The sequence below is a fragment of the Epibacterium ulvae genome (assembly GCF_900102795.1).
In the GTDB taxonomy this organism is placed as follows: Bacteria; Pseudomonadota; Alphaproteobacteria; order Rhodobacterales; family Rhodobacteraceae; genus Epibacterium; species Epibacterium ulvae.
In genome coordinates this window covers 129,729-141,477 of record NZ_FMWG01000011.1, presented here as the reverse complement: position 1 = coordinate 141,477, position 11,749 = coordinate 129,729, and the positions used below count along the sequence as shown (strand labels likewise).

Below are 11,749 nucleotides of genomic sequence, written 5' to 3'. Positions count from 1 at the left end.
TGGCGTCAAAAAGGTTGTCGTCTCTGCGCCTGTCAAAGAAGACGAAGCTGCCAACATCGTTTACGGTGTGAACCACGATATCTATGATGCCAACCAGCACCGTATCGTAACGGCCGCCTCCTGCACCACTAACTGTCTTGCCCCCGTGGTAAAGGTGGTTTTGGAAAACTTTGGCATCAAACACGGCTCGATGACCACAATCCACGATGTGACCAACACACAAACCATCGTGGACCGCCCCGCCAAAGACCTGCGCCGCGCGCGCTCTGCCTTGAATTCACTGATCCCCACCACCACAGGGTCAGCCAAAGCAATCACACAGATTTTCCCCGAACTCACCGGTCGCCTGAACGGCCATGCCGTGCGCGTGCCCCTGTTGAACGCCTCCCTTACGGATATCGTTTTTGAACTGGAAACCGAAACCACCGCAGATGCCGTAAACGCGGCCTTCAAAGAAGCCGCCGAAGGCCCGCTCAAAGGTATCCTTGGCTATGAAACCCGCCCGTTGGTTTCAACCGATTACACCAATGACAACCGCAGCTCGATTGTGGATGCGCCGTCGACCATGGTGATCAACGGCACCCAGCTGAAAATCTACGCATGGTATGACAACGAATGGGGCTATGCGCAGCGTCTGGCCGATGTCGCCCTGATGGTTGGCACCTCGCTATGACGATGAGCCAGGCCAAATCAGGTAAAAACGGACCCTCAGAAAACGGCATGGCAGCCTATATCGCTGTCACCGCCGCCTATTGGGCCTTTATGCTCAGCGATGGCGCGCTGCGCATGCTGGTTCTGCTGCATTTCAACAGCCTTGGATTCTCACCCCTGCAATTGGCCTGGCTTTTTGTCTTTTATGAAGTCGCAGGCATTGTCACCAATCTCTCGGCAGGCTGGATTGCGGCCCGGTTTGGTCTGACGTCCACGCTTTATGCCGGGCTTGGCCTGCAGATTGTCGCACTGATTGCACTGGCGCAGCTGGATCCCACATGGGCCGTTGGCACATCCGTGGTGTTTGTCATGCTGGTGCAAGGGGCATCCGGTGTGGCCAAAGATCTGGCAAAAATGTCATCAAAATCTGCGGTCAAACTGCTTGCCCCATCCGGCGATGGCAGCCTGTTCAAATGGGTCGCCATCCTTACCGGGTCCAAAAACGCCGTCAAAGGCCTTGGCTTTTTACTGGGTGCCGCGCTTTTGGGCCTGTTCGGATTTAAGACCGCAATCTGGGGCATGGCTGCGGTTTTGGCTGTCATCCTGACAGCGATTGTCCTGCGCATGCCCGCCGGTCTACCACGCGGTAAAAAGAGCGCGAAATTCTCCGAAGTCTTTTCAAAAGACCGCAATATCAACTGGCTTAGCGCGGCGCGCGTGTTTTTGTTTGGCGCGCGCGATGTCTGGTTTGTGGTGGGCATCCCAATCTATTTCCACGCGGTGCTGTCAGATGGCAGCCCGGAAGGATCGCGCGCGGCCTTCTTCATGGTGGGCACCTTCATGGCCGTCTGGATCATTCTTTATGGTGCGGTGCAGGCCAGCGCCCCTAAATTGGTCGGCTCGGCTAACCTCTCTCTTGATCAGGCCTTTACCCGGGCGCGCAGCTGGGTCGGCTGGCTCACTTTTGTGCCCTTTGCCCTTGCCGCACTTGCCTTTGCCGCTGGCACGCCAACGCTGTGGCTCACGATTGCGCTGATCCTTGGGCTTTTGATCTTTGGCGCGCTTTTTGCAGTGAACTCTTCCCTCCATTCCTATCTGATCCTCGCGCTTACCAAATCCGAACGCGTCACCATGGATGTGGGCTTTTACTACATGGCCAATGCCGCCGGTCGCCTTTTGGGCACGGTGCTGTCTGGCCTTAGCTACCAAATCGGCGGCCTGCCCCTATGCCTTGCAACAGCTGGCACGCTTCTGGCACTCGGCTGGCGCACCACCGGAAAACTTACCGCTCCCGCACAGGACACCTAAATCATGGGACTTTTTGAACGTTTCCTCAGCCTCTGGATCGCACTGGCGATGATGGCAGGCCTGATCCTTGGCAGCTTTGCACCTACCTTAGTGCAGCTGATCGCCGCTGCGGAATTTGCCAGCGTCAATCTGGTTGTGGCCGTTCTGATCTGGGCCATGGTCTATCCGATGATGATCGGCGTCGATCTTACATCCCTGGGTCAGGTTGCACGCCAGCCCAAAGGCCTGCTGATCACCGTGATCGTGAACTGGCTGATCAAACCCTTTACCATGGCCGCCCTTGCTGTTTTGTTCTTTGAAACCGTCTTTGCCCCCTGGATCGCGCCAGAAGACGCCAAACAGTATATCGCAGGCCTGATCCTGCTGGGCGCTGCCCCCTGCACGGCCATGGTTTTTGTCTGGTCCCAACTCACCAAAGGCGATGAAAACTACACCCTGCTTCAGGTCACGGTGAACGACGTGATCATGGTCTTTGCCTTTGCACCACTGGTCGCCTTTTTGCTCGGCGTTACCAATGTCACCGTACCGTGGGAAACGCTTGTGCTGTCGGCTGTTCTCTTTGTTCTTCTGCCCCTGCTGGCTGGGGTCGCCACCCGGCGCGCACTGGGCACGCAGCAGGCAATCACCACTTTCAGCGCCCGCGTCAAACCCGCGTCGATCATGGGATTGATCGTCACCGTGATGATCCTCTTTGCCCTTCAGGGCCATCAGATCATCGAGCGCCCCACCCTGATTGCGCTGATTGCCGTGCCAATCCTGATCCAAAGCTACGCAATCTTTGCGGTTGCCTATGGGGCGGCTTATATGATGGGCGTATCCCACCGCGTGGCCGCACCCTGCGCTCTGATTGGCACGTCAAACTTTTTCGAACTTGCCGTTGCGGTTGCCATCAGCCTGTTTGGCCTTGGCTCAGGCGCTGCTCTGGCAACCGTTGTTGGCGTTCTGGTCGAAGTCCCGGTGATGCTGTCACTGGTCTGGTTTGCCAACCGCACCCGCAGCGGGTTTGATCCACAACACGCCTAAAGCGACGCGGCCGCCCGGCTCGCCTGATCATATTGCCCCGATAGGGACCGCAGACTGGACGCCATCTCGCGCATATCTTCGCCGGTCATATCCAGACGGGACAGACCATCGATAAAGCAGCGCGCGCGCACATCCCGGTAGGCCTGACACAGGGCCTGCCCCTGCTCGGACGCGCGGTAAAACACCTCTTTGCCGCGCTTTTCCGACGTCAGCATCTCCATTTTCAACAGCTTTTTCAGCGCATAATTCACCGTATGCGTGTCTTCGATATTCAACAGAAAACAAATATCGGTCAGCCGCTTATCCTTGCTGCGATGGTTGACATTGTGCAGCACCAGAATTTCCAAAGGCGTCAGATCCGTATTGCCCGCCGCCGACATACAGCGCGTCATCCAGCGTGAAAACGCATTATAGGCGATGATCAAACCATATTCGATTTCCGAGGCTTCCCAGCCCTCTCCCTCTGCCAGATGACGAGAGGAGACAATGGGTCTTTTTTCCATATCTTACCCCAACCTTTGCCGATAATTCACTGATATTTTTCCAGTGTATTGCGTTCTACAGCGCGAGGCGACCCCTGAAACTCCCGAAAATAGCATCACTGATGCGATATCTGCATTAGACAATTCACCCTCACTCAGGCTTCCGTCGCCGTCAGGCCCACCGCCAAGATGACCCAGAACGGAGCACCCAATGAGCACCCAGAACTTCCTGCAAAGCGTTGAGCGGTTTATTGACACCGCCACCCACAGCGTCAACCTTCCCGAAGGTCTGGCCGAACGCATTGCCCAGTGCAACTCCACCTATACTGTCCGCTTTGGTGTAAAACTGCGCGGCCGCATCCACAGCTTTGTCGGCTGGCGCTCTGTCCACAGTGAACACATCGAACCGGTCAAGGGCGGCATTCGTTACGCCAGCGACGCCAATCAGGACGAGGTCGAAGCCCTCGCCACCCTGATGAGCTTGAAATGCGCACTGGTCAATGTGCCCTTTGGCGGCTCCAAAGGCGCGCTGCAAATCAACCCCGCCGACTGGAGCGAAGACGAGCTGGAACGCATCACCCGCCGCTTCACTCAGGAACTGGCACGGCGCAACCTGATCCATCCGGGCCGCAACGTCCCCGCCCCCGACATGGGCACAGGGGAACGCGAAATGGCATGGATGGCCGATGAATACCGCAAGCTGGGCAATTCAGATGCGATCAATCAGGCCGCCTGTGTCACCGGCAAACCTGTCGTGCGCGGCGGTATCGAAGGCCGGGTCGAAGCAACCGGGCGCGGCGTGCAATACGCGCTGAACGCCTATCTGTCCCACCCCGACACCGCGCCACTGTCTGGGCAAAAATCAATCAAAGATCTTTCGGTTGTGGTCCAGGGTTTTGGCAATGTGGGCTATCACGCCGCCAAATTCCTATCAGAAGACGGCGCACGTATCACCGGTATCGTAGAACATGACGCCGCCATCTTTGATGAACGTGGTCTGGATATCGACGCCGTTGCAGGGTTTCGCCGCGAAACCGGATCAATTGCTGATTTCCCCGGTGCAGAAACCGTGCCAAGCGCGCGGGGCCTGACCCATCGCGCCGCAGATATCTTGATCCCCGCCGCCAAAGAAAACGCCATCACTTTGGAAAACTGCCACGAAATCGATTACAAACTGATCGTCGAAGCCGCAAACGGCCCTGTCACCGCAGACGCCGAAGAGGTGCTCACCCAACGCGGCATTCTTGTGCTGCCCGATCTCTACGTGAACGCAGGCGGCGTGGTGGTCAGCTATTTTGAATGGGTGAAAAACATCACGCACCTGCCCTTTGGCCTGATGGACAAACGCCAGAACGCCAGCACTGGTCAGGCCGTGGTCGCCGCCCTCGAAGAAATCAGCGGCCGCCCCCTGCAAGACGGGCAACGCAAGCAAATCGCCCGCGAAACCAGCGAGATCGATCTGGTGCGCTCTGGCCTGGAAGAGATCATGACACGCGCCTTTGATGACATCATGCACTGCCAGCGCACGCAAAAGGTCGACACCCTGCGCATGGCCGCTTATGTGGTCACAATCACCCGGATTGCGGATTACTACCGCGCGATCGGACTATAAGGATCGAAACCATGGACATTCGGTGGCTTGAGGATTTCCTCGCTCTGGTCGAACTCAGAAATTTCACCCGTGCCGCCGAATTCCGCAATGTCTCGCAAACCTCATTCTCGCGTCATATGCAGGCGCTGGAACAATGGGTTGGCGCGCCTTTGGTCGTCAAAGGCGCCTCACCCGTGCGCCTGACAGAAGCCGGGGAGCAATTTCGCGAAAGCGCCCAAATCGCAGTCGAGCGCCTGCTGGAAAGCCGATCTTCCATCCGCGCAAGCCAATTTGATGCCATGTCACAGGTGCGCATCGCCATGCCCAGCGTGCTGGCGCGGTCGGAATTCAAACATATTCTGGATGCCTTTGGTCAGCGCAATCGCAGTTCATTTTCCGTCATCGTGGGCACCACAAGCGATGTCGTGGCGCGCTATCTGGCGGGGGATGCGGATATTCTCTTTGCCCATGACTGCACCGCCATCCCGGTTCATGCGGCCCTTGCCGATCATCAGCGCCTTGTCCTGCAAAAGGACGTATTTCAACCCTATGCCGCCAGTGATCCCGTCCGGCGCAAAGCAATCTCCTTTCCCGGCACCACGCAAAAACCCTCGCCTCTGGTCGCTTATTCGCAACGAGTCTATTTCGCACGCCTGTTTGAATATGTGCAGGAGCGCGTTCAAACACCGCTCCCCCACAAGGTGCGGGTGCAATGCGATATGTCAGATGTTCTGAAAGAGGTGATCGCCGATGGCTACGGCGTCGGCTGGCTGCCGGCCAGCGCCGTAGACCGCAGCACCCATCCCGGCATCTGTCCAATTGGTGGACCAGAATGGCGTTTGGATCTGGACATCTGCGCCTTTCGCCCGCGCCAGACCCTCAGTCCCAGACTGGAGTCTATCTGGGAGAAAATCACCGCCCGCGCGGCCCGCAATTGCGCCTGCTAAACCGTCATCTCAGCGCATTGCGGTTGCGCCAGATAGGCGCGCCGCGCTTCAATGTCGTCAAACCGGCTCAGCGCCATCATCATCTTGGCATAAGCTGCCTCTAAGGTCAGATCCCGCCCATCGATGGCTTTTGCATCCACCAACAACGCCCCCGCCGCATAGGTGCCAATCACCATGCCGCCCTGCGGGCACTGGCTGATGGCCAAAATCGGCACATCCCGCGCTGTGGCCGCCATCAAAGCGGCGCGAAACCCTTCGCGATCTGGCACCGTGCCCGATCCAAAGCAGCGCAAAATCACACCATCCGCCCCAGAAAGCGCCGCCCCCACAAGATGCCCCCGCAATCCCGGCGCAACCGTGACAATCGCCACCTCATGATCCGCAAACGGATGGCGCACCACAACATCTCCCCCCTGATGGGACGGAGCAAAATCTCCCAGCGCCGCAAAAGCCTCAAACCCGGTTGAATGTAATTTCTGCACCCGTGCCCCCGGCAGCAGATGACCTGCAAACTGCACCCAGACCCCCGGCCCCGCTGTGTGCACCGCGGCCATGGCATCGCCAAGATTACGCAGCCCGTCATTGCCCGCAACGCTTAGCGGCACCATCGATCCCGTGAGAATGACAGGTTTTGCCAGCCCCCCCAATGCCAGCGCCAGCGCCGCCGCCGTAAAGCTCAGACTGTCCGTGCCATGGGTCACAACAAACCCATCATAGTCTGCATGATGGCTGGCAATATCCGCAGCGATCCAGTTCCAATCCGCAGGCTGAGCCTCTGCGCTGTCGATCAACGGCTCAGCCGCAATCAGATCATAGGCAACCGAAAGCTGCCCTTTGGCCTGCATCTCATCCAAAGCGCCCTCCAACAGACCAGCCTTGGGCGCAAATCCCGCCTCAGTCTGCACCATGCCAATGGTTCCGCCCGTATGGATCACCCGAATTCGCATTTTATCCCTCCTGCTCTTGCACATGTCATGCCGCGAACCACCCGAAATGACCAGCCTGCCCCGCTTATTTCGGTTTCCTTATTTCGGCATCTGATTTTTAAATTACAGGGCTTTCACTCGGTCAATCACTTGGCTAATCTGCTCAAAAGCGCCACTCAGTAGAATCAAAGCGACAATTTTGCGTTTTCCGTGTTTCCCCAGATAGAATTTATGTTGCCATAGGATATAATGTTTCCTATAGGAAACTCATCATTTCTGTGTTTTACTCCAAAAACACCACCATCCAGCAAGGATTCCCGCCATGACGACACAGGCCCCCCGTCGCACGCCGCTTTATGATCTCCATATCGAGCTTGGCGGTAAAATGGTTGATTTCGCAGGTTGGGACATGCCGGTGCAATATCCCTTGGGCATCATGGGCGAACACAAACACTGCCGTGCAAAGGCCGCGCTGTTTGATGTCTCGCACATGGGGCAGGTTCTATTGCACGGCGAAACCGCGGCCGCACAAATGGAAACCCTCTGCCCACAGGCTTTCACCGCGCTACCCGAAGGCAAGGCGCGCTATGCCCTGTTCACCAATGAAGACGGCGGCATTCTGGATGATCTCATCGTGTCAAACGCAGGCGATCACCTCTTTGTGGTGGTCAATGCAGCCCTTCGCGATCAGGATATCCCCTTGATGCAGAATGCGCTGAAAGATGTGACCGTAACCGAGGTCACAGATCACGCGCTGATTGCCCTGCAAGGCCCGGCCGCTGAAAGCGTTCTTGCCCCCATCTGCCCGGCCGCTGCGGATCTCACCTTTATGCAGACCACAACCGCCGAAATCCTTGACACGCGCTGCCGCATCTCACGTCTGGGATACACCGGCGAAGATGGCTATGAAATCTCGATCCCTGAAGACAAAGCCATTGAAATTGCCCGCGCGCTGCTCGCCCATGAAGACTGCGAAGCTGCAGGCCTTGGTGCGCGGGATTCTTTGCGGATGGAAGCAGGCCTCTGCCTTTACGGCAATGACATCAGCCAAGCCGTCACCCCAGTTGAAGCAGGCTTAACATGGGCGATCCAGAAACGCCGCCGGACAGAAGGTGGCTTTCCCGGTGCAGACAAAATTCAGGACCAGCTGCAAAACGGCGCCGCGCGGAAACTGGTCGGCATCCGCCCCGCGGGCCGCGCCCCGGCCCGTGCAGGTGTTGAAATCCAGACCGCAGATGGCACAGCCATTGGCGAAATCACCTCTGGCGGGTTTGGCCCCACGGTAAACGGCCCCATCGCAATGGGCTATGTTGCCAGCGATCACGCTGAGCCGGGCACCGAAATCACCCTTATCATTCGCGGCAAACCCCAGCCCGCAACCATCCATCCCCTGCCTTTCGTGCAGCAAAACTACAAACGCTAACGCGCTTTCAGGAGACTAAAGATATGGCGACCTATTATTCCGAAGAACACGAGTGGATCACAGTTGAAGGTGACACTGCCACCCTTGGCATCACCCAGCACGCGGCAGATCAGCTCGGCGATATCGTCTTTGTTGAACTCAAAGAAGAAGGCGACGAGTTCTCACAAGGCGACGACATCGGCGTCATCGAAAGTGTGAAAGCCGCCTCAGAGGTTTACGCGCCTTTGGATGGTGAAGTGGTTGCGGCAAACGAAACCCTCGCCGACAATCCTGCCAGCCTGAACGAACACCCCGAAGGTGACGCCTGGATCTACAAGATCAAACTCTCCAACCCCGATCAGTTGGATGAACTGATGGATCTGGCCGCCTACAAAGACTTTATCGGCTAACGCCAAGTCACCCAAGACGCGCACGCGTCTTGTACATTGCCCTTATATCGCTGCCGAAGGCCCCCGCCTTCGGCCCTGCCTGCACGTGTCGCAAAGGAACGCAGCCCATGGCCTTCAAACTCACCGATTACGAAGCCTATGATTTCGCCAACCGCCGCCACATCGGCCCGACGCCAAAAGAAATGGCCGATATGCTCAAGGTGATCGGCTTCAAAACCCTGGATGAGCTGATCGATGCCACCGTCCCCCCCGCGATCCGCCAGAAAGAGCCGCTGGACTGGGGCGACGCCCTCACCGAACGTGATGCGCTGTATCATATGCGTGAGGTCGCAGGCCAAAACAAGGTTCTGACCTCGCTGATTGGTCAAGGCTATTATGGCACAACCACGCCTGCCCCAATCCTGCGCAATATCCTTGAAAACCCCGCATGGTACACAGCCTATACACCCTATCAGCCCGAGATTTCCCAAGGCCGTCTGGAAGCCCTCCTGAACTTCCAAACCATGGTTTCAGATCTCACCGGCATGGACATCGCCAATGCCTCCCTCTTGGATGAGGCCACCGCAGCCGCCGAAGCCATGGCCATGGCAAAACGGGCCGGTAAATCAAAATCCAACGCCTCTGCCTTCTTTGTGGACCAAAACTGCCACCCCCAAACGATCGAAGTCATTCGCACCCGTGCCGCCCCCTTGGGCGTCGATGTCACCGTGGCAGACCCTGCCGAACTAGAGCCCGGCGCCTATTTTGGCGCGATTTTCCAATACCCCGGCACCTATGGCCATGTGCGCGATTTCTCTGCAGAAATAGCAGCCCTTCACGAACACAAGGGCCTTGCGATTGTGGCGGCGGATATTCTGTCACTTGCCCTGTTGAAGTCCCCCGGTGAAATGGGCGCGGATATCGCCATCGGCTCCACCCAACGCTTTGGCGTGCCCATGGGGTACGGTGGTCCGCACGCTGCCTATATGGCCACAACAGACAAGCTGAAACGCGCGATGCCCGGCCGCATTATCGGCGTCTCCATCGATGATCGCGGCAACAAAGCCTACCGTCTGGCGCTGCAAACCCGCGAACAGCACATTCGCCGCGAAAAGGCCAACTCCAACGTCTGTACCGCGCAGGCATTGCTGGCGGTTATGGCGTCAATGTATGGGGTATATCACGGCCCCGACGGGATTAAGGCCATCGCCCAATCCGTCCACCGCAAGGCCGCGCGTCTGGCCATCGGCCTGGAAGAGGCCGGTTTCTCTGTCGAACCCGAAGTCTTTTTCGACACCATCACCGTTGAAGTAGGCCCCTTGCAGGAAACCGTCATGCAGGCTGCGGTGCAACAGGGCATCAACCTGCGCCGCGTGGGCACCACCAAGGTTGGGATTTCCTTGGATGAACAAACCCGTTCTGAAACACTCGAAGCCGTCTGGGCAGCCTTTGGCATCAGTCGCAAAGACATCCGCCCCGAGGTGCCACCTTACCGCCTGCCCGATGCGATGCTGCGCGAAAGCGCATATATGACGCATCCCATTTTCCACAAAAACCGGGCCGAGGCGGAAATGACCCGCTACATGCGCCGCCTTGCCGACCGCGATCTGGCGCTGGATCGTGCGATGATCCCGCTGGGCTCTTGCACGATGAAGCTGAACGCAACCGTGGAAATGATCCCTGTGACATGGCCCGAATTTGCCAATCTGCACCCCTTTGTGCCAGAAGATCAGGCGCTTGGGTACAAGTACATGATCGATGATCTCAGCGATAAACTGTGCCAGATCACCGGCTATGATGCGATCTCCATGCAGCCCAATTCAGGCGCACAAGGCGAATATGCCGGTCTTTTGACCATCCGCAATTACCACGCCAGCAAGGGGCAAGGACACCGCAACATCTGCCTGATCCCCACCTCTGCCCATGGTACCAACCCCGCCACTGCGCAGATGGTCGGCTACAAGGTTGTGCCGGTGAAATCGGATGACGACGGCAATATCGATGTGGCAGATTTCCGCGCCAAAGCCGAAAAACACAGCAAAGATCTTGCCGGATGTATGATCACCTATCCGTCAACCCACGGCGTGTTTGAAGAAACCGTGCAAGAGGTCTGCCAGATCACCCATGACCACGGCGGACAAGTCTATATTGACGGTGCAAATATGAACGCCATGGTCGGTGTCAGCCGTCCCGGCGACATTGGCGGCGACGTCAGCCACCTGAACCTGCACAAAACCTTCTGCATCCCCCACGGTGGCGGCGGCCCCGGCATGGGGCCAATCGGGGTCAAATCACACCTCACCGATTATCTGCCCGGCCATCCCGAACTCAATCAGGCGATTGGTCCGGTTTCTGCCGCGCCTTATGGCTCTCCCTCGATCCTGCCGGTCTCATGGGCCTATGTTCTGTTGATGGGGGGCGCAGGTCTGACACAGGCCACAAAGGTTGCGATCTTGAACGCAAACTACATCGCAGCCCGCCTGAAAGACGCCTACCCGATCCTCTATACCTCCAGCAGCGGGCGCATCGCGCATGAATGTATTTTGGACACCCGCCCCCTAAGCGAACAAGGCAACATCACCGTGGATGATGTCGCCAAACGCCTGATCGACAGTGGATTTCACGCGCCCACCATGTCTTGGCCGGTCGCGGGCACCCTGATGGTGGAACCCACAGAATCTGAACCCAAAGACGAACTGGATCGCTTTTGTGACGCGATGCTGTCGATTCGCGCCGAGGCGCAGGCTGTGATTGATGGCAAAATAGATGCCGACAACAACCCGCTCAAGAACGCGCCCCACACAGTGCGTGATCTGGTCGGTGACTGGGACCGGCCCTACACCCGAGAACAGGCCTGCTTCCCCCCCGGCGCTTTAGGCGTTGATAAATACTGGTCACCGGTGAATCGCGTCGACAATGTCTACGGCGACCGCAATCTGGTCTGCACCTGTCCGCCAATGTCAGACTACGAAGACGAGGCATAAACGCCAAAAGATTAAGACGGGCGGCCTGTTTTTAACGAGCCGCCCG

10 protein-coding genes are annotated in these 11,749 nt (G+C 57.6%); 8 read left to right on the top strand and 2 right to left on the bottom strand.

The annotated features are described in order from the left end of the window. The 3 genes from BLP79_RS15830 to arsB all read left to right on the top strand — a co-directional run. On the top strand, window positions 1–673 hold a 673-nt coding region (locus BLP79_RS15830; RefSeq protein WP_090220592.1), incomplete at its 5' end, for a hypothetical protein. Continuing rightward, window positions 670–1,959 carry an organoarsenical effux MFS transporter ArsJ gene (gene arsJ / locus BLP79_RS15825; protein WP_232716592.1) on the top strand — a complete coding sequence of 430 codons (1,290 nt, stop codon included), beginning with the start codon at window positions 670–672 and terminating at the stop codon, window positions 1,957–1,959. The genes BLP79_RS15830 and arsJ, both read left to right, overlap by 4 nt. A gap of 3 nt (window positions 1,960–1,962) precedes the next feature. After that, complete coding sequence (gene arsB, locus BLP79_RS15820) at window positions 1,963–2,982, top strand: ACR3 family arsenite efflux transporter (RefSeq protein WP_090220590.1); 1,020 nt, start codon at window positions 1,963–1,965, stop codon at window positions 2,980–2,982. On the opposite strand, the gene BLP79_RS15815 is transcribed toward arsB, so the two are convergent. Further along, window positions 2,979–3,485 (bottom strand): winged helix DNA-binding protein, encoded by a 507-nt coding sequence (locus BLP79_RS15815; protein ID WP_090220588.1) that lies wholly within the window; start codon window positions 3,483–3,485, stop codon window positions 2,979–2,981. The genes arsB and BLP79_RS15815 overlap by 4 nt on opposite strands. A 190-nt stretch (window positions 3,486–3,675) precedes the next feature. Between BLP79_RS15815 and BLP79_RS15810 the strand changes: the two genes are divergently transcribed. Together BLP79_RS15810 and BLP79_RS15805 are read left to right on the top strand one after the other, a co-directional pair. Beyond that, on the top strand, window positions 3,676–5,076 hold the full coding sequence (locus BLP79_RS15810; RefSeq protein ID WP_090220587.1) for a Glu/Leu/Phe/Val family dehydrogenase: 1,401 nt from the start codon (window positions 3,676–3,678) through the stop codon (window positions 5,074–5,076). Between the two features lie 11 nt (window positions 5,077–5,087). After that, window positions 5,088–6,002 (top strand): LysR family transcriptional regulator, encoded by a 915-nt coding sequence (locus tag BLP79_RS15805; protein WP_090220585.1) that lies wholly within the window; start codon window positions 5,088–5,090, stop codon window positions 6,000–6,002. Here BLP79_RS15805 and BLP79_RS15800 read toward each other — a convergent pair. Further along, complete coding sequence (locus BLP79_RS15800) at window positions 5,999–6,949, bottom strand: asparaginase (RefSeq protein ID WP_090220583.1); 951 nt, start codon at window positions 6,947–6,949, stop codon at window positions 5,999–6,001. The two genes, BLP79_RS15805 and BLP79_RS15800, sit on opposite strands and share 4 nt — an antisense overlap. Before the next feature lie 301 nt (window positions 6,950–7,250). Here BLP79_RS15800 and gcvT point away from each other — a divergent pair, with 301 nt between their 5' ends. The 3 genes from gcvT (at window position 7,251) to gcvP (ending at window position 11,703) form a co-directional block, all read left to right on the top strand. Then, window positions 7,251–8,351 carry a glycine cleavage system aminomethyltransferase GcvT gene (gene gcvT / locus BLP79_RS15795; RefSeq protein ID WP_090220581.1) on the top strand — a complete coding sequence of 367 codons (1,101 nt, stop codon included), beginning with the start codon at window positions 7,251–7,253 and terminating at the stop codon, window positions 8,349–8,351. A gap of 23 nt (window positions 8,352–8,374) precedes the next feature. Beyond that, window positions 8,375–8,740: a glycine cleavage system protein GcvH gene (gene gcvH, locus BLP79_RS15790; RefSeq protein ID WP_090220580.1), complete on the top strand. Its 366-nt coding sequence runs from the start codon at window positions 8,375–8,377 to the stop codon at window positions 8,738–8,740. A gap of 107 nt (window positions 8,741–8,847) precedes the next feature. After that, entirely contained in the window at window positions 8,848–11,703 is a 2,856-nt protein-coding gene (gene gcvP, locus BLP79_RS15785) for an aminomethyl-transferring glycine dehydrogenase (protein ID WP_090220578.1), read from the top strand. Window positions 11,704–11,749 lie beyond the last annotated feature (46 nt).

Bases quoted from the DNA above. Each gene is read 5' to 3' on its own strand.
- arsJ (WP_232716592.1), top strand. From the start codon at position 670: ATGACGATGAGCCAGGCCAAATCAGGTAAAAACGGACCCTCAGAAAAC.
- arsB (WP_090220590.1), top strand. From the start codon at position 1,963: ATGGGACTTTTTGAACGTTTCCTCAGCCTCTGGATCGCACTGGCGATG.
- BLP79_RS15815 (WP_090220588.1), bottom strand. From the start codon at position 3,485: ATGGAAAAAAGACCCATTGTCTCCTCTCGTCATCTGGCAGAGGGAGAG.
- BLP79_RS15810 (WP_090220587.1), top strand. From the start codon at position 3,676: ATGAGCACCCAGAACTTCCTGCAAAGCGTTGAGCGGTTTATTGACACC.
- BLP79_RS15805 (WP_090220585.1), top strand. From the start codon at position 5,088: ATGGACATTCGGTGGCTTGAGGATTTCCTCGCTCTGGTCGAACTCAGA.
- BLP79_RS15800 (WP_090220583.1), bottom strand. From the start codon at position 6,949: ATGCGAATTCGGGTGATCCATACGGGCGGAACCATTGGCATGGTGCAG.
- gcvT (WP_090220581.1), top strand. From the start codon at position 7,251: ATGACGACACAGGCCCCCCGTCGCACGCCGCTTTATGATCTCCATATC.
- gcvH (WP_090220580.1), top strand. From the start codon at position 8,375: ATGGCGACCTATTATTCCGAAGAACACGAGTGGATCACAGTTGAAGGT.
- gcvP (WP_090220578.1), top strand. From the start codon at position 8,848: ATGGCCTTCAAACTCACCGATTACGAAGCCTATGATTTCGCCAACCGC.